We start from the raw sequence: 16,977 nt of genomic DNA, 5'->3' as shown, positions 1-16,977 counted from the left end.
CGGCGACGAGCGGACCCGCAGCCAGCGGCTGGCCGACGTGCTGGTGCAGCTGTGCGACAACGCCCTCGCCGCGAGCTCCCTGCCGGTCCTGCGCGGCCACAAGCCGCAGGTCATCGTCACGATCGGCGTGGGGGAACTGGCCGGCCCGCGACCGGCCGCGGCGCGGCCGACACCGGCTTCGGCGCGCAGGTCTCCGCCGCCCGGGCCCGCTGGTTGGCCTGCGACGGGCAGGTGACCCGGATCGTGATGGGCCCCGGCGGGATGCCGCTGGACCACGGCCGCACGCTGCGGCTGTTCCCGGCCCATGTGCGCCGGGCCGCGGAGGTGCGCGACGGCGGGTGCGTGTTCGCCGGCTGTGGGTGCGCCGACCTGGCCTGGGTCGACGGCGGCGCGACCAACCTGGGGAACCTCGTCCATCCCTAGGACAACCCCCGACGGGGATGCCCTGTACAATTTCTACACGAGACTCAGCTAGCTGATACGTCCTATTGACGTCGCCAGCCGTACGGCTAGATTGGAAGATGAATGTCGACGTTTCACGTCGACCAGATCGCGACTCGGGTGGTCCAGGATTACGCGACGAAGTATCGCCGTGATGAACTCGACGACGTCAACAATCTGAGTCGATACTTGTCGCTCTATGCGACGGAGCGAATCCTTGACGGAATTGCTGCCACGCCCCAGCGGCTGATCGAAGTTACTGATGGCGGGAAGGATCGCGGAATCGACGCAGTGGCAGTCGACCCCAATGCCAGATTGATCGTGTTCACCCAGGCGAAGTGGCGACAGAATGGCCAGGGCAGCCTAGCCGTCGATGAATCGTTGCGATTTGTAGACGGCGTGCGATCCCTGGTGGGAATGCAAAGCCAGGGAGAGCCGGTCCATGCATCCCCTGAGCTCCGGGGTGCCCTTCAGACGCTACTTACGACGCCCTCCACACGGATCCGGCTGGTTACCGCGTCCACCGGAGGGAGTGCGCTTGCCGCGGAGGTGGCACAACCTATCGAGACGTTCCTGAGCGAGATGAATGACTTGGAGGGAGTCGAGCCCGTTGTCACCCACACCCATTACGGGCAGGCAGAGCTGTTCAATTCACTCGCGGTTGCCGCGCATGAGAATGTCGACCTGGACATCAACTTGCTCGACTGGGGTGGCACCGCCGACCCTTTGAGGATTTACTACGGGCGGGTCTCAGGCGCCGACATTGCTCTGTGGTACAAGAGTCACGGGGACGCACTCTTCGCTGAGAATATCCGCGTAGTCATCCCGAAATCCGAAATCAATGCTGGGATCCTGGAGACTGTTCGCGAGGAGCCGCAGCACTTCTCGTACTACAACAACGGAATCACCATTCTCGCTGAGCGGATTGAGACCGCTCCCGGTGGACAGTTGAATAAGGCCGTTGGCCGGATGCGCTTGGTGCGCGCTTCAATTGTGAATGGTGCTCAAACGGTATCAACGCTCGGGTCCGTGTTGGGTACGACTGCTGAGCCGAACCTCGCAGACACGTTCGTCATGACGCGCTGCATTGAGGTCCCGGCGGCGGACGACGAACTGGGTCGAGGGATTACCCGATACGCGAACACTCAGAACGAGGTCTCAAGTCAGGACTTCGCCTTCCTCGACGAGGAGCAGCACCGACTGGCGAAAGAGCTTCGAGTCATCGGCGTGGACTATGTGATTCGTCAAGCGGAGAAGCCCTCGCTGAAGGACGCCAAGATGGTCATTCACGTCCGCGAGGCGGCCGTGGCATTGGCCTGTGCTGCCAAGGACATCGGGCCCGCCGTAATCGCCAAGCGGGAGGTCTCGCGGCTGTTTGCTTCAAGTGGCGGGGAATATGCGCGACTTTTCAACGCCGCGACGGATCCGCTGACCCTAAGTCGATCCGTCAAGGTCCTGAGGTACGTGGATAGTCTCCTAGACATCGCTCGTGCCTCGGCTAGCGGCGTTGAACTGGGGGTCGTGGTTCACGGCCGCTTGGTCATCACACATCTGGTACTCAAGTCGATCGGTGCTCAGAGCCTCCGGGATCCGGCATTCGATGTCGACGAGTTCTTAGAGCAGCAGATTAGGCCGATCCGACTGATGGTGGCGGCGTTGGTCGATTCGTTCCCCGAGAACAGCTATCCCGGCAACGTCTTCAAGAACCGCACTCGCTGTGCGGAACTCGTCAAGGATGCCGGACTGGCCTGACCCGGCACGCGCGGGTCGCGACCGCTGGGGCGTGGGGGCCGGGGCGTTCTTCCCCCGGCCCGCAACTGCCTGTTGCGGTCGCTGCGCTTCGCCGACCGCAGCGTCCGACGGCTGTCAAGGGGGCCGGAGGCACCGCGTAGCGGCGCGGAGCGCCCTTGACGGCCGCGTACGCGAGTCGGGGACGGATAGGGCGCCGCAGGCGCCCCTTGGTAACCCTGCGAATAACTCCCGCGCCTTGGTAACTACGGTTGCGCTATCGTCGCGTATGCCCAAGTCAGCGCGGCGAAAGCCGAAGCAACCGCAGAGGCGTCCCCTGCTCGTAGCGGCGCGCGAAGCGCGTCCGCCGGTTCCCCCGCCGGTGGTGGCGGTGGAGGACAGTCCCGAGCCGGACGAGTGGGACGAGAACGCGCTGGTCGAAGACGAGGACGACGGTCAGGGGGACAGCGACGATCCGCCGCCGCGTGGCTCGGTCCGAACCGCCACGTGGCGGCGCGGCCGGGTGCCCTATCTGCTGCAGGACGTGATCGAGGCACGAATGTCCCTCACGCGCGCCGAACGCGACCTCACGAAGAAGGTCAAGTCCGCGCGGTCGCACGGAGCCAGCTGGGAGGAGATCGGGCTGGCCTTGGGCATGTCGCGGCAGGGGGCGGCGAAGCGGTTCGGCTGAGCTACTGTGCTAGCGGCGCGGAAGAGTCGTCGGGTCACCCACTCGGGCCCAGCGGCGGGTAGGACCCCAATCCCCGTGCCCATCGACTCAACGACGCCGAGTGGGCGGCACCCTGCTGATGCCTGAGCAGGAACGCACCGAGGGCGTAGGCGCCGGGGTCGATCCCTACTGGATCGACGCCCGGGAGCGCGCCGTGCATCACCATTCTGTCCTGTCGCCTGGTGGGTCGCTGTGGCGACGCTGAGCCGGGAGCAGGTGGCCGCCTGGTTGGCCGCCTCCTGTGCGGAGCAGGGCGTGCCGGTACGGGTGACCGACCCGCAGACGCTGGCGAAAGTGGCGGCGCTGCTGGCGCCCGGCGGTGGCGGACCCCGACCCCGCGCGAAGCGCGGGTAGGGGCCGCCCCGGCGGCGTCACAGCCGCCAGATCGCCCGCACTCGGCCCGGGTCCAGGGTGCGGGCGCCGGGCTGGCCGGGAGCGATGACGGCGTGATCGAGCACCGCGCCGACGATCGCCGCCTGCCGGGTCAGGCTCAGCTCATCCCATCGGGCGCGCAGCTCGCCGCCGTGGCCGGGCAACCCCGCGAGCGCGTCGGTGCCGGTGGCGGTAGTGAGTTGCCGCTGGCGGTCGCGCATCCGCTGCTCGATCGGCTCCCGGGCGGCGCGCCACTCGCGGGCGCTGATCTCCTGCTTGCCGAACATCACCGCCAGCTCGTCGAGCTGGTCGGAGTCGGCGGCCAGGCCCTCGCTGAGCTCGGCGGCCAGCGCGTCGCCGCCCCGGCCGGTGAGCACCTCGGCCAGCTCGGGGCTGTCCAGCCGCTGGATGACCGCCTCGACCAGCAGGTGCTCGAGCGGCTCGGCGACCACGGTGAGCCGTCCGCAGCCGCCGTGGTCGGGCCCGGACAGGCACACGTAGCGGCGGCTGTTCTCGCGGGGCGAGGCGTACAGCTTGCCGCCGCAGCGGCCGCAGCGCAGCAGCCCGGACAGCACGTAGCGGCGCGGCGTCCGGCGCCCGGTGATGGTCTGCTCGGCCATCCGGGCCAGCACCCGGTCCCGCTCGGCGCCGGTGATGATCGGCTGCCACGCGGCCGGGCCGATCACCTCGCCGCGGTGCTCGCGCAGCCCGGCGATCCGCCCCGAGCGCAGCAGGCCGCGCAGGGTGGGGCTGCGCCACTCGCCGCCGTTGACGGTGCGGATGCCCTCGGCGTCCAGCCAGGTGCACAGCGACCGCAGGCTCTCCCCGGCCACGTAGCGGGCGACCAGCTGGCGGATGACGGCGGCCTCGTCGGGGCGGATGGTCACCTTGTCCGGGTCGTAGCCGAACGGGCGTTGCGCGCCGCCGTGTGGCCGGCCCTCGGCGGCCAGCTGGTCGAGCTTGCGGCGCACCCGCCGGCTCTTGGCCGCTGACTCGTTCGCCGCCACCGCCGCCATGATCCTCCCAATCAACAGGCCGTCCCCGGTGCCCAGGTCCATGTCTCCGGCCACGAACCGCACTTGCCGGACCCCGGCGGCGTCCACCGTGGCCACGAAGCTCTCCAGCTCCACCGGGCGGCGGGTCAGCCGGTCCACGTGATAGCAGATCACCGCGTCTCGCAGGCCGTCTCGCAGATCGGCCAGCAGCTGCTCATAGGCCGGGCGGGTCTTGCCGGAGTAGGCCGACAGGTCGTTGTCGATGTACTCCTGCGCCACCGGCCAGCCCAGCTGGTCGGCCAGGCGTCGGTAGTCCTCCACTTGGCGGGCCACGCCCAGCGCGCGCCCTTCGGGGTCGCTGCTGATCCGGGCGTAGAGGGCGGCTGCCCTGACGGTGGTCACGAGGGGGCAGACTAGCGATGCGTCAACAACGCCGCGCTGCTGTGCGAACGGCACCACACGAAGGTCCACCACGGGTTCCGCGTCGACCGCCGGGCGGATGGCCGATGGCGCACCTGGCGACCCGACGGCACCGAGATCCGCACCGGCCCCCAGCGCACCGGCCCACCCCTGGCCACCGCCGCCTGACCGACCGACGACATCCGCCGCAGCCGGCAGTCGACCGACACCCACCCCCGGGCACCGGTCGGCTGCCGGTTGCCCGCGTGCAGGCGACCGCGGTCAGCGCCCGTCGAGGTCGCGCCGGGGGCCGTCCTCACGGAGGGGCTGGCTGGCCTCGTGTGGCTGCCCCTCGCCCTCGTGCCCGGACCGCCTCCGGAGCTCCGCGAGAGCAGCCCGCCGCCGCGGTCGACCCGGGTGCCGGACGTCCCGAGCCACCCCGTTCGCCGCCTCCGTCGGGGCCGCAGGCACCCGTGGGCCGGTCCGGGGCCTCGACGCACGGGTCAGGCCGAGAGCGCCGTCCACTCCGCGGTCTGCCGGCCGAGGGCGACGGCGTGCGCCAGCCGGAGGCTCCCGCCGAGCCACACCAGGACGTCGTGCAGCCGCAGCCGGGTGAGCGGGACGCCCCCGGTCGCGGTCAGCAGTCCGGACGCCGCGGCCTCGAGCGCACCGAAGGCCTCGGCGTTGGCCAGCAGTTCCCGGTGCACGACCGCCTCCAGCCCGCTGTCGCCCTCCTCGACGTGGGGCAGCAACTGGCGGCGGGTGGTGCTGCCGACCAGCGGCACGAGATCCGGACGCCGGTGGTGCAGCGCCGCGGAGAGGTGGTCGCGGTGCCGCCCGGGACCGTCCCGGCCGATGCTCCGCAGACCGGCACCGACCGTGCCCGGCTCCTCCAGCACCGACAGCTCCCCGGGCGGGAGCTCCCAGAACGCCCGCCCGTCCGCCCGCACGGCCACGGCGTCGGCGAGCGGGCCGGCCTCGTCGAGCGCGGAGCGGACCGCGGCCCAGCCCGCCGGGTCGAGGCGGCCGTGCAGCCCCTCGGCGACGAGGACGTCGTCGTCGCCCAGCGGTCCGGCGACCTGCGGGCGGCAGTCGAAGCGCTCGTAGCCGAAGGCCGGGACCCGCACCCACCGACCCTCCGGATGGCCCGGGGAGCGGAACCACAGCGCCCGCCGTCCCCGCGCGTACCCCAGCACCGCCGCGAGCGCGGTGTCCCAGGGCACCGCGTCGGGTCCGACGCTGGGCAGGGACAGGGGCGGACCGTCAGCCACCTCCCCAGCCTGCTCGACGCGAAGCCCGGCCGCGGTGTCGAGGGAGCCACGCGCCGGCGTTGCGCGCGGCGCGGTCGTGTGGACGACCCGGCGGTCGGGTCGACCGTGCACCGGCGGCCCCGACCTGCGCCTCACCCGGTCGGCGGCCGCCACGCCGATCGCTCGACGACCGGGACGACCCGGCCACCGGCGGCCAGGTGCAGGCTCCAGCTGCTCCCGATGGCGTCGTCGAGGGCGGTGTGCAGCCCCTCGGCCCACCCGTCGTCCTCCGCGGTGACCACGACGTGCCCGGGGCGGCACAGCGCCATCGCCAGGTGGGTGGTGTCGGGGGAGCCCTCGGCAACGGCCTCGTGCAGGTGGACCAGCCCGCGCAGCGTGATCAGGTCCGGTACCCGTGGCACGTCGTCCACGGGCACGACCACCGGCAGCGTGGTGCCGTCCTCGTGCAGCCACGACAGCCAGAGGCTGCGGGCGGCGAAGACCGGCGGGTCGAGCAGGTCGGCCCAGCGCTGCGTGAGCTCGGCGGCCGAACGGACGGGGACCTGGGCGAGCGGGGGAGTCGTCATGCCCGGGACCCTCGCCGCGGCCACCGTCGGTGCGGCCCGCCGTCCACAGGAGGGCGCCCGTCCACACGGCCGTCGACCCCGTACGCCCGGTTCTGCCAGCGGCTCACGCAGCTCACTGGCACCAGCCGTCGCAGCTCCGATCAGCAGGCACACCGAGGGGCGGGCGCGCACGTACGGTGCCGCTGCACGTCCGATGACGGGGGACAGCGATGATGCCGACCGACCCGAACCACCAGAGCCCGATGCCGCCCTGGCAGGCCACGCAGACCATGCAGCTACCGCTCCAGCCGCCCGCCGAGGGACCAGCCGGCACGCGGCGGAGGTGGCTGCGGTGGGTGGTCCCTCTGGTGGCCTTCCTGCTCGGCATCGGCGTCGGTGGGGCGAGCAACGGGACCGACGTGACCACCACGCCGCAGTACCAGTCGCTGCGGGCAGAGCTGGACACCGCGCAGGACGAGGCCGGGGAGCTCAGCGACGAGGTGGCCGACGCCCAGGAGCAGGGGCGGCAGGCGGCCGCGGCGGCGCAGGCGCAGGTCGAGCAGCAGGCCGCGGCGCTCAGCGAGCGCACCACGGCGCTCGACCGGCGCGAGCAGGAACTCGCCGCGCGGGAGAGCGCCCTGCGGGCGGCCGAGCAGGCGACCGGCAGCAGTGGCGGCCGCAGCTCGTCGTCCTCCGGCTCGTCGTCCTCGTCCGGATCCGGCTCGTCCGGTGCGGGCAGCGCGGTGGTCGAGCCGGAGCCGCAGGTCTCGACCAGCGTCTCGTACAGCAACTGTTCCGAGGCGCGCGCCGCCGGCGCCGCCCCGGTTCGCGTCGGCGACCCCGGCTACAGCCGGCGCCTCGACCGCGACGGCGACGGGGTCGGCTGCGAGTGACCGCACGGGGCGGCCCTCGTCGGGGAGGACCTCCCCTCGGCCGTGGACGTCGTCGCCGTGGCGTCGGTGAGGTCGCGGTCGCGCGTCAGCCCTGAACAGGGGTCACCGGTGGCCGAGGCCGCCGGGGCCGTGGTCGCCGGGCACGCGCTCGTCCTCGGGCGGCGGCCCGGGCGGCGTCCCGTCGCCGAACGGCCGGCCGCCCAGCTCCTCGCGGCCGTGCGGGGTCAGCCAGTTCGACGTGTCCGGGCCCTGCGGGGTGACCTGCGTCGGGTTGATGTCGGCGTGGACGACGTAGTAGTGCTCCTTGATCTGCGGGAAGTCGATCGTGTCGCCGAACCCCGGGGTCTGGAACAGGTCGCGCGCGTAGGCCCACAGCGCCGGCAGCTCGGTCAGCTTCTGCCGGTTGGCCTTGAAGTGGCCGTGGTAGACGGGGTCGAAGCGGGCCAGCGTGGTGAACAGCCGGATGTCGGCCTCGGTGATCGACCCGCCCATCAGGTACCGCTGCCCCGACAGCCGCTCCTCGAGCCAGTCCAGCGCCGTCCACAGCCGCTCGTACGCCCTGTCGTAGGCCCGCTGCGAGCCGGCGAAGCCGCACCGGTACACGCCGTTGTTGACCTCGGTGTAGACGCGCTGCATGACCTCGTCCATCTCGTCGCGCAGCGCCTCCGGGTAGAGGTCGGGCGCGCCGTCGCGGTGGAACGCCGTCCACTGGGTGGAGAGGTCCAGGGTCATCTGCAGGAAGTCGTTGGTGACCACCTGCTTGGTGGGGACGTCGACCAGCGCCGGCACCGTGATGCCGCGGTCGTAGTCGGGGAAGCGGGCGAGGAAGGCCTCCTGCAGCCGCTCGTAGCCCAGCACCGGGTCGCGGCCGCCGGGGTCGAGGTCGAAGGTCCAGGACCGCTCGTCGTGGGTCGGCCCGCACATGCCCATGGAGATCGCGTCCTCCAGGCCGAGCAGCCGGCGCACGATGACCGCGCGGTTCGCCCACGGGCAGGCCCGCGCGACGACGAGCCGGTAGCGGCCGGCCTCCACCGGCCACTCGCCGGCACCGTCAGCGGTGATCCGGTCGGGGATGTAGTTGGTGTCCCGGTTGAACTCCCCGGAGGTGACGTAGCCCGAGCCGCTGTTCTCTTCGCTCACCCGAACAGGGTGATCGACCCCGCGCGGGTCCGCTCGTCAGAGCCGAGTGGTCGTCGCCTCGTCCCGCCGGCCGCCGTAGTAGCGCTCCAGCACCTCGCCGAACACCGGCTCGTCGGGCGCGGCCGCCTCGAACAGCGTCATCGACGAGCGCAGCTTGAGCGCGTCCACCGACCCGAGCACCTGCTCCGGGTCGTCCCCGGGCAGCTCCAGCAGCGCCCGCGCGCTCTCGACCAGCCGCGGGCCCAGCACCGGGTGCGCCAGGTACGCCCGGGCCTCGTCCAGGCCGCTGACGGCGTACCGCTGCGCCATCGGGCTGTGCCCGAGCCCGGTCACCTGCGGGAACACGAACCACATCCAGTGCCCACGCTTGGCGCCGGCCCGCAGCTCGCGCAGCGCCTGCCCGTACACGCCGCCGTCCTGGGCCCGGACGAACCGCTCCAGGTCGAACGGGTCCTCGCTCACCCGGGCAGGCTCCGCCGCGCCGCCGTCCCGGGCAAGTCCGACTCGCTGGTCCGCCGGGAGTCGAGCTGCCAGGCTGCGGCCGACCACGTGGGTGGAGGGGGAGGTCCGGGGTGCGGAGCTGGTACGTGGCGAGCGGGCCGGGGGTCGACGTGCCGGCGCCGGACGACGACCGCGGTCTCGAGCTGGCCGACCTCGGCAAGCTCGCCCGCCGCGGCCTGCGCGCGGTGACCAGGGCGGCCCGGGCCGACGAGCAGGTCACCTTCTCCTCGCTCCTGCGCGGGCACCTCGGGGCGGCCGCGGGCAGCGACGTCGTGGAGGAGACCTGGCCCGGCTACGAGCACGTCAACGTGCAGGCCGGCCTCGACGCGTGGCTGACCGTGGGCGGACGCCGCAGCGAGACGGTCGGCGTCCTCAACTTCCGCCACCAGCACTTCGGCCTGGCCGAGCTGCTCACCGCGGGCGGCCAACCGCACCCGTTCGGTCTGCGGCCGGGCAACGCCGCGACGATCAACCTGCCCAGCGGCCCGGACGGTGCCACCCGCGCCTGCCTGCGGTGCGCCCTGGTGCTGACGACCGACGGGGACGTGCGGACGGCGCTGCTGGTGCGCGGCGCCGAGCCGGAGTCCGGGTTGACGCGGGTCTCGGTGCAGGCCCTGTCCACCGACCCCGGGGCTGCGCGCGCCACGGTCCGCGACATCCGCGCCGCCGCCGACCGGGAGAACGTCTTCCGCGGCCAGGTCCTCTCCTTCGACCAGGAGGTGTTCGGCCACGGGCAGACGCTGCTGCAGTTCCACCGGCGGCCGCTGCTGCAGGCCGGTCAGCTGGTCCTCCCCGCGGGGACGCTCGCCGAGATCGAGCGCCAGGTCGTGGACGTCGCCCGGCACAAGGAGCGGCTGCTGGCCGCCGGGCAGCACCTCAAGCGGGGGCTGCTGCTGTACGGGCCGCCCGGGGCGGGCAAGACGCACACGGTGCGCTTCCTGGTGGGCCGGCTGCCCGGCACCACCGTCGTCCAGCTGACCGGCGGGGCGCTGCACCTGATCGCCGAGGCGTGCTCGGTGGCCCGGGCGCTGCAGCCGGCGATGGTCGTGGTCGAGGACGTCGACCTCATCGCCGAGGACCGCGGCATGCACCCCGGCCGGCACCCGCTGCTGTTCCAGCTGCTCAACGAGATGGACGGGCTGGCCGAGGACGCCGACGTCGTCTTCCTGCTGACCACGAACCGCGCCGACCTGCTCGAGCCGGCGCTGGCCGCGCGGCCCGGCCGGGTGGACCAGGCCGTCGAGCTGACGCTGCCCGACCGCGACGCCCGCCGGGCGCTGTTCGACCTCTACCGGGGCGACCTCGCGATGGACCTCTCCGCGCTGGACGAGGTGCTCGACCGGACCGACGGGGTCACCGCGTCGTTCCTCAAGGAGCTCATCCGCCGGGCGGCGCTGTTCGCCGCCGAGCGCACCGCCGACGGTGCTCTCGACGTCTCGGCCGCCGACCTGACCGCGGCGCTGGACGAGCTGCTCGACACCCGCAACGCGATGACCCGCACCCTGCTGGGCGCCGCGGACCGCGGCTGACCCGGGCTACGACCGGCGGGCGCCGTCCAGGGCGGCGGTGAGGAACCCCAGGATCGTGCGGATCAGCCGCTTGCGGGAGTGCGCCCGGCGGTAGTCGTGGCCCTCACCGGGCAGCTCCAGGTACTCGACCGGCCGGTCGAGCGCCCGCAGCGCGGCCACGATCTGGTGCGCCTCGCCGATCGGCACGTTGGTGTCGTGCTCGCCGTGCACCACCAGCAGCGGGACGTCGATGAGGTTGGCCGAGGCCAGCGGGGAGATGTCCTCGAGCAGCGCGCGGTCGCGCTCGGGGTGGCCGTACTTGGACACCGCCGCCGCGGCGATCCACGGCTCGCTGTCCCGGTAGAAGGTCACCAGGTCCGACATGCCGCAGACGTCCACGCCGGCGGCGAACACCCCCGGCGAGAAGGCCAGGGAGGCCAGCGTCAGGTAACCGCCGTAGGAGCGGCCGGTCACCGCGATCCGGTCCGGGTCGGCGACCCCCGAGGTGACGAGGTGGTCGGCCGCGGCGAGGACGTCGGCGAACGCCGCGTAGCGCCCGGTGAGGTCGTCGGCGTGCACGAACTCCCGCCCGAAGCCGGACGAGCCGCGGATGTTCGGGGCGAACACCGTGATGCCGGCGGCGGCCAGGGCCTGGTGCTGCGGCGCGAAGACGGGTCGCTCCTGCGCCTCCGGGCCGCCGTGCAGGTAGATCGCCACCGGCCCGGGCTCCTTGAGGTGGCCCGGCGCCCGGTACAGCCAGCCGGTCAGCGGCAGCCCGTCACGCCCGGGGAAGGTCTCCAGCCGGGGGACGACGAGCCGCTGCCGGGGGAGGGGCGGCGCGGAGGTGACCCGGGTCCAGGCGTGCGTCGTGGTGTCCAGGTGCCACAGCTCCCGCGGGCGGGTGGGCCCCTGCACGCCGAGCACCACGCTGGAGCCGTCGCGGCTGAGGACCGGGTCGGCGGCGACCAGCCCGGGCAGCCCGGTGATCGGGGTGCGCCCGCCCGTGGCGGTGTCCATCAGCTCCAGCTCGCTGCGGCCGGCGACGTTCCACACCAGCAGCAGCAGCCGGCCGGCGTCGTCGGCGTCGACGAACTCCAGCTCGGCGTCGTCGCGGGCGGCGAGGGTCCGCGGCTCGCCGCGCCAGCCGTTGGGGCCGAACGGGACGCCGATCAGCTGCCGGCGGGGCAGCCCCACGTCGGAGGCGAGGTACACGTAGACCGGCCCGGAGTGGTCCTCGGGCGCCGGCCGGATCAGCGCGACGTCGGTGGAGCCGGTCGCGCCGTGCGGCAGCACGCTGAGGGCCTCGTCGGTGAGCCGGTCGACGACGACGACGAACTGCTGCCCGCGCGAGCCGTCGCGGACGACGATGAAGCGCTCCTCCAGCGACACGTCCAGCACGTGGATCAGCTCGCCCTCGGCCAGCGGGTCGAGCCGGCCGGTCGCCGGGTCGGCCAGGTAGGAGCACGTCGGCGCGCCCTCCGTCGCGCCGGGGAAGCTGACGACGAAGCGGTGCCCGCTGCGCGTCCAGGGCCCCAGCTCGGCGTGGGTCTCGGCGTCGCCGGCGACCCGGCGGGCGTCGGAACCGTCCGGTCGCACCACCCACACCGCGGTCCGGACGCCGCCGTCGGTGGCCACCTCGACGGTCAGCCAGCCGCTGTCGGCGGCCCACCGCACCTTGGTCACCGGGTCGTCGGAGAGCTTGATGTGCCGTGCCGCGGGCTGCTGCCCGTCGAGCACGATGTCCTGGATGTAGACCTGCGGGACGCCGGAGCGGTCGCTGATGAACGCGGACCGCGCGGCGTCGGGGGTCATGTTGGGGCCCCAGCTGCCCCAGGCGTCGACGAGCGCGTCGCCCAGCGCGGCCGCCGTCTCCACCTGTGCCGGGGCCGCGGCCAGCTCCGTCGTCACCGTGACAGGTCCTCCACCTTCTGCAGCCACGTCTCCAGCAGCGCCGGCTGCAACAGCGCGCCACCCCGAGCGTCGTGCGGATGGCGTCCGGCTCGCGCAGCATGCCCTGCACCGTCTCGGGCCGGGACGGGTTCAGTCCTCCGGCCGCCGGATCGCTCCCCGCTCCCGTTGCCGCCCACGGTACGGCGCGCTCCGCTCCAGGCCGGCGTCGGCGGATCCCGGGCGTCACTCCCGGCACGCTCTTCCCTCGCTCCCGTCTGCGAGCAGGGGGTCGCGCGGCCCACGAGGAAGCTGCCCGGGTGCGACCGGTGTCCCAGCGCTCTGGCAGGCTGCGACTCCCGTCGCCGACCCGGGGAGGACACGCCGTGCCGCCGTCGCCGGGCCCGCTCGCGGGGCTGACCGTCGTGGAGCTGACGTCGACGTTCCTCGGCCCGTACTGCGCGGTGCTCATGGCGCAGATGGGGGCGAGGGTGGTCAAGGTCGAGCCGCCCGGGGGCGACATCATCCGCGGCGTCGGCGACGAGAACGGCTCCGGGCTGGGTCCCGCGTTCCTGACGTTCAACCGCGGCAAGGAGTCCGTCGTCCTCGACCTGACGACGCCGGCCGGGCGGGCGGCCCTCGACCGGCTGGTCGACGAGGCCGACGTCGTCCTGCACAACATGCGGCCGCGGGCCGCCGCCCGGCTCGGCGTCGACGCCGAGACGGTCCTGGCCCGCAACCCCCGGGTCGTCCACTGCGCCGCCGTGGGCTACGGCTCCGCCGGCCCGTACCGCGACGAGCCGGCCTACGACGACGTCGTCCAGGGCGTCTCGGGCCTGGCCGCCGTCCAGGGCGGCACCGGGGAGCCGCAGTACGTGCGCACCCAGGTGGTCGACAAGACCGTCGGGGTCATGGCCCTGGCCGCCGTCCTCGCCGCCCTCCACGAGCGGTCGGTCTCCGGCCGCGGTCAGGCCGTCGAGGTGCCGATGTTCGAGTCCATGGCGGGCTTCCTGCTCATGGAGCAGCAGGGCGCCCGGGTGTACGCCGGCCGCACCGACGGCACCGGCTACGCCCGCACGGCCTCGCCCTACCGCCGGCCGCACCGCACCGCCGACGGCGTGATCGCGGTGCTGCTCTACACCGACGCGCACTGGCGCGACTTCTTCCGGCTGGTCGACCGGCCCGACCTCGCCGAGGACCCGGAGCTGGCCACCATCCGCGGGCGCACCCGCCGCATCGACGAGCTGTACCGGCTGGTCGACGAGGAGCTCGCCCGCCGTCCCACCGCGCACTGGCTGCGGGTGCTGCGCGAGCGGCACGTCCCGGCGATGCCGGTGAACACCGTCGACGACCTCTTCGACGACGAGCACCTGGCCGCGGTCGGCTTCTTCGAGCAGGTCGAGCACCCGACCGAGGGGACGCTCGTGCACGTCCGGTTGCCGTGGACCTTCGGGCGCAGCGGCGCCCCCGTGCTGCCGGGCGCACCCGCGCTGGGCCAGCACACGGAGGAGACGCTGCGCCGGCTCGGCCTCGACGACGACGCCGTGCGCGCCGCCGGGACCGCCCGGCCGGTCAGCGGGGAGCGGCCCGCTCCGGGGTGAGGGCGGCCCGCTCGGCCGACAGGATCAGCGCGGCCGCGGCGAGCGTGCAGGCCGCGACCGCCCCGAACGCCACGCCGTACCCGGCCACCTCGATCAGCGCGCCCGCCGCGACCGGGGCGACCACCCGGCCCAGCTGCCCGGCCAGGGCCTGGCCGCCGGAGACCGACGCGAAGACGGCGGCGGGCACGTAGCTGCCCAGCAGTGCCGGCCGGGCGATGTGGATGACGCCGAACCCGGCTCCGAACAGCAGCACGAACAGCACCGTCGACACCGGCTGGGGCAGGGCGAACAGCAGCCCGACGCCGACCGCCTGACCGGCGATCAGCGACGCGCTGACCGGACCGGTGCCCAGCCGGCCGGCCAGCGCGGTGAAGGCCACCCGCCCGGCCACCGACATCGCGCCGAGGGCACCGGCCGCCGTCGCGGCCAACGCAGGGGGCGCCCCCCGCTCGAGTAGGTGGGCGACCAGGTGCACGGCGACGGCGGTGATGGCCAGCATCTCCAGCGCCGTGGCCAGGGTCAGCCGGCGCACCGCGGGGTCCCTCCAGGGAGCGGCCGGGGCGGCGGGCGGGTGCGCCGCCGACGGGCCGGGACCGGGCTCCGCGGCGGGCCGGGGGGATGCCGCGTCGCCGTCCGGGGCGAGGCCGAGGTCGGCCGGCGAGCGCCGCAGCACCAGCGCCTGCGGCACCGCGCAGAGCGCGACCAGGCCGGCCAGCACCAGCAGGGCGCCGCGCCACCCGAGCGCGTCGATGAGCGCCTGCGACGTCGGCAGGAAGACGGTGGAGGCGAAGCCGGCGACCACGGTGAGGGTGAGCAGCGCGGCCCGCCGGTCGCGGCGGAACCACGTGTTGATGACCGCGTACGCCGGCTCGTAGAGGACGGCCGCGCAGGCCAGCCCGATGCCGGTGAACACCAGGTACAGCTGCGGCAGGCTGCGCACCTGCGACCAGCCGACGACGCACGCCGCGCCGAGCAGGCTGCCCGCGGTCATCAGCCAGCGGGCCCCGTACCGGTCCAGCCAGCGGCCCACGCCGACGGCCGCCGCCCCGGTGACGGCCATGGCCAGGGTCAGCGCACCGGACAGCTGCGCGGTGCTGGCGTCCAGGTCGCGCCGCATCGGCACGAGGAAGACCGCGAAGGAGTAGAAGAGCACCCCGTAGGCGACCGTCTCGGTGACCGCCAGCGCCCACACCATCCGCCAGCCGGGGAAGTCCCGGCGCCGCCGGGCGGGCACCTCCTCCGTCGACATCGCGGTCAGCGGGGCCTCACGAGCCGCGGCGGGCGACCCTGCCGGAGCCGGCCTGGTCGACCGGGTAGACGAGGACGTCGGCGACGACGACGTGCGGCGGCCGGTCGGCGATCCAGGTGACGACGTCGGCGACGTCCTCGGGCGCCAGCGGCGTCATCCCCTCGTAGACGGCCCTCGCCGGCGCCTCGTCACCGGCGAAGCGGACGAGCGAGAACTCGGTCTCCACCATGCCGGGGTCGACCTGGCTGACCCGCACCCCGCTGCCGAGGACGTCCATCCGCATGCCGCGGGTGATCCGCTCGACCGCGGCCTTGGTGGCGCAGTACACCGCCCCGCCGGGGTAGACCTCGCGCCCGGCGTTGGAGCCGATGTTGACGACGTGCCCGGCGCCGCGCTCGACCATCCCGGGCAGCACGCAGGCCGAGACGTTGAGCAGGCCGCGGACGTTGGTGTCCAGCATCCGGTCCCAGTCGGCCGGGTCGTCGGTGTGGATCGGTCCGCGGCCGGCGGCCAGCCCGGCGTTGTTGACCAGCACGTCGATCGGCGTCCACTCCGCGGGCAGCGAGGTCAGGGCGGCCGACACCTGGGCGCGGTCCCGGACGTCGAGCGTCAGCGGCAGGACGGCGTCCCCGTGCCGGGCGCGCAGGTCCGCCAGCCGCTCGGTGCGGCGGGCGGCGGCGACCACCCGGTCGCCGCCGGCCAGGAAGGCCTCGGCGCAGGCCCGGCCGATTCCGCTCGAGGCTCCGGTCACCAGCACGACGCGTCCAGGGCTCACAGGATCTCCGATGCTCGGGGGATGGGGACTCAGGTGCGGGCCCGCGGACGGCGGGCCGGAGTGCCGGCCCGGGAGCCCGACGGCGCCCGGGTGCGGCGGAAGGCGACCGGCTCGGTGCCGGCGTCGCCGACGAGCTGGGTGTCGAGGTAGGAGTCGCGGGACCGCTCGACGTGCACCCGCATGGCCGTGGCGGCCTCCGCGGCCCGGCCGGCCGCGATCAGCTCGGCGACCTCCCGGTGCTCGGCCCACGCGCGCGGCGCGATCGTGCCGACCAGCGGCGCGAAGAACCAGCGGCTGCGCTGGGAGAGCTGCTCGCCGAACTCCAGCAGCAGGTGGTTGCGCGCGCAGAGCAGCACCGTGCGGTGGAACCGCGCGGTGTGCCCGGCCATCTGCTGGGTGGGGACGCCGCGCGCCCAGTCGGCGTCGGCCTCGTCGCAGATGGCGAGCAGCGCCTCGGCGTCCTCGGGGGTGCACCGCTGGGCGGCGAGCTCCGCGGCGGAGCGCTCCACCAGCTCCCGGGCCTCGAAGAACTCCTCGACCTGCTGCCGGGTGGGCTGGTTGACGAAGGCCCCGTGGCGCGGCCGCAGGGTGATCCAGCCGTCGCGGTGCAGCCGCTGCAGGGCCTCGCGCACCGGGCCGCGGCTCACCCCGAGCTCGGCGGCGAGGCGCTCCTCGACGAGGTGGTCGCCGGGCGCGAGCGTGCGGGAGATGAGCATCTCCTGCAGCCGTCCGTACACGTGCTCGCGCAGCGGGACGGCGTGGATGTGGTCGGCGCCGGACACCTGCGTCATCCACCTCCCGCCTCGGTGTGCACCCGGAGCGTGGCACAAATCGTAAACAGTAGACAAGCTTGTCTGTGAGCTGCTTCACTCGGCGACCGACCGCACGGCTCCGCCCCGAGCCCGTCCGGACGAGGAGGAGCCCGACCCGGGGAGCCGACGA

The 16,977-nt window shown here is 73.8% G+C and carries 17 protein-coding genes and 1 pseudogene; 9 read left to right on the top strand and 9 right to left on the bottom strand.

The features are described from left to right. The 5 genes from ACI79G_RS15790 to ACI79G_RS15770 all read left to right on the top strand — a co-directional run. The coding region (locus ACI79G_RS15790; protein WP_456882065.1) for a DUF222 domain-containing protein at nucleotides 1–235 on the top strand (235 nt) is incomplete at its 5' end. Continuing rightward, nucleotides 232–423, top strand: coding sequence for a hypothetical protein (locus ACI79G_RS15785; protein ID WP_456882064.1), 192 nt, complete (start codon nucleotides 232–234; stop codon nucleotides 421–423). The genes ACI79G_RS15790 and ACI79G_RS15785, both read left to right, overlap by 4 nt. A 102-nt stretch (nucleotides 424–525) precedes the next feature. Beyond that, the gene (locus ACI79G_RS15780) at nucleotides 526–2,193 is read left to right on the top strand and encodes an AIPR family protein (RefSeq protein WP_456882063.1); all 1,668 of its coding nucleotides are present in this window, start codon (nucleotides 526–528) and stop codon (nucleotides 2,191–2,193) included. Nucleotides 2,194–2,560: 367 nt separating this feature from the next. Continuing rightward, entirely contained in the window at nucleotides 2,561–2,860 is a 300-nt protein-coding gene (locus ACI79G_RS15775; protein WP_456882062.1) for a hypothetical protein, read from the top strand. A gap of 231 nt (nucleotides 2,861–3,091) precedes the next feature. Next, the gene (locus ACI79G_RS15770; protein WP_456882061.1) at nucleotides 3,092–3,253 is read left to right on the top strand and encodes a hypothetical protein; all 162 of its coding nucleotides are present in this window, start codon (nucleotides 3,092–3,094) and stop codon (nucleotides 3,251–3,253) included. Between the two features lie 17 nt (nucleotides 3,254–3,270). Here the strand turns inward: ACI79G_RS15770 and ACI79G_RS15765 are convergent, their stop codons facing one another. Beyond that, complete coding sequence (locus tag ACI79G_RS15765) at nucleotides 3,271–4,668, bottom strand: recombinase family protein (RefSeq protein WP_456882060.1); 1,398 nt, start codon at nucleotides 4,666–4,668, stop codon at nucleotides 3,271–3,273. Between the two features lie 27 nt (nucleotides 4,669–4,695). On the opposite strand from ACI79G_RS15765, the pseudogene ACI79G_RS15760 reads away from it, so the two are divergent. Next, nucleotides 4,696–4,854 (top strand): annotated as a pseudogene (locus ACI79G_RS15760) (endonuclease); the annotation flags it as partial. A gap of 314 nt (nucleotides 4,855–5,168) precedes the next feature. Here the strand turns inward: ACI79G_RS15760 and ACI79G_RS15755 are convergent. Further along, complete coding sequence (locus ACI79G_RS15755; protein WP_456882059.1) at nucleotides 5,169–5,936, bottom strand: hypothetical protein; 768 nt, start codon at nucleotides 5,934–5,936, stop codon at nucleotides 5,169–5,171. A gap of 131 nt (nucleotides 5,937–6,067) precedes the next feature. Further along, nucleotides 6,068–6,502 carry a hypothetical protein gene (locus ACI79G_RS15750; RefSeq protein ID WP_456882058.1) on the bottom strand — a complete coding sequence of 145 codons (435 nt, stop codon included), beginning with the start codon at nucleotides 6,500–6,502 and terminating at the stop codon, nucleotides 6,068–6,070. Nucleotides 6,503–6,837: 335 nt separating this feature from the next. Here ACI79G_RS15750 and ACI79G_RS15745 point away from each other — a divergent pair, with 335 nt between their 5' ends. Beyond that, the gene (locus ACI79G_RS15745) at nucleotides 6,838–7,374 is read left to right on the top strand and encodes an excalibur calcium-binding domain-containing protein (RefSeq protein WP_456882057.1); all 537 of its coding nucleotides are present in this window, start codon (nucleotides 6,838–6,840) and stop codon (nucleotides 7,372–7,374) included. 102 nt (nucleotides 7,375–7,476) lie between these two features. On the opposite strand, the gene ACI79G_RS15740 is transcribed toward ACI79G_RS15745, so the two are convergent. Both ACI79G_RS15740 and ACI79G_RS15735 read right to left on the bottom strand, forming a co-directional pair. Beyond that, on the bottom strand, nucleotides 7,477–8,514 hold the full coding sequence (locus ACI79G_RS15740; protein ID WP_456882056.1) for a glutathione S-transferase family protein: 1,038 nt from the start codon (nucleotides 8,512–8,514) through the stop codon (nucleotides 7,477–7,479). A 36-nt stretch (nucleotides 8,515–8,550) separates the two neighbouring features. Next, nucleotides 8,551–8,976 carry a DUF1810 domain-containing protein gene (locus ACI79G_RS15735; protein WP_456882055.1) on the bottom strand — a complete coding sequence of 142 codons (426 nt, stop codon included), beginning with the start codon at nucleotides 8,974–8,976 and terminating at the stop codon, nucleotides 8,551–8,553. 125 nt (nucleotides 8,977–9,101) lie between these two features. Between ACI79G_RS15735 and ACI79G_RS15730 the strand changes: the two genes are divergently transcribed. Further along, nucleotides 9,102–10,544: an AAA family ATPase gene (locus ACI79G_RS15730; protein ID WP_456882054.1), complete on the top strand. Its 1,443-nt coding sequence runs from the start codon at nucleotides 9,102–9,104 to the stop codon at nucleotides 10,542–10,544. A gap of 6 nt (nucleotides 10,545–10,550) precedes the next feature. On the opposite strand, the gene ACI79G_RS15725 is transcribed toward ACI79G_RS15730, so the two are convergent. Continuing rightward, the gene (locus ACI79G_RS15725; protein ID WP_456882053.1) at nucleotides 10,551–12,431 is read right to left on the bottom strand and encodes a S9 family peptidase; all 1,881 of its coding nucleotides are present in this window, start codon (nucleotides 12,429–12,431) and stop codon (nucleotides 10,551–10,553) included. A 365-nt stretch (nucleotides 12,432–12,796) separates the two neighbouring features. On the opposite strand from ACI79G_RS15725, the gene ACI79G_RS15720 reads away from it, so the two are divergent. Further along, a complete protein-coding gene (locus ACI79G_RS15720) occupies nucleotides 12,797–14,011 on the top strand; it encodes a CaiB/BaiF CoA transferase family protein (protein ID WP_456882052.1) in 1,215 nt (404 codons plus the stop codon). On the opposite strand, the gene ACI79G_RS15715 is transcribed toward ACI79G_RS15720, so the two are convergent. The 3 genes from ACI79G_RS15715 to ACI79G_RS15705 are packed head-to-tail and all read right to left on the bottom strand — an operon-like array spanning nucleotide 13,983 to nucleotide 16,826. Further along, a complete protein-coding gene (locus ACI79G_RS15715) occupies nucleotides 13,983–15,260 on the bottom strand; it encodes an MFS transporter (RefSeq protein WP_456882051.1) in 1,278 nt (425 codons plus the stop codon). The genes ACI79G_RS15720 and ACI79G_RS15715 overlap by 29 nt on opposite strands. Nucleotides 15,261–15,276: 16 nt before the next feature. After that, on the bottom strand, nucleotides 15,277–16,017 hold the full coding sequence (locus tag ACI79G_RS15710; RefSeq protein ID WP_456882050.1) for an SDR family NAD(P)-dependent oxidoreductase: 741 nt from the start codon (nucleotides 16,015–16,017) through the stop codon (nucleotides 15,277–15,279). 47 nt (nucleotides 16,018–16,064) lie between these two features. Beyond that, a complete protein-coding gene (locus tag ACI79G_RS15705) occupies nucleotides 16,065–16,826 on the bottom strand; it encodes a GntR family transcriptional regulator (RefSeq protein ID WP_456882049.1) in 762 nt (253 codons plus the stop codon). Nucleotides 16,827–16,977: the final 151 nt, after the last annotated feature.

It is taken from the genome of Geodermatophilus sp. SYSU D00779 (assembly GCF_054050595.1).
This window is presented reverse-complemented; position numbering and strand designations above follow the sequence as displayed.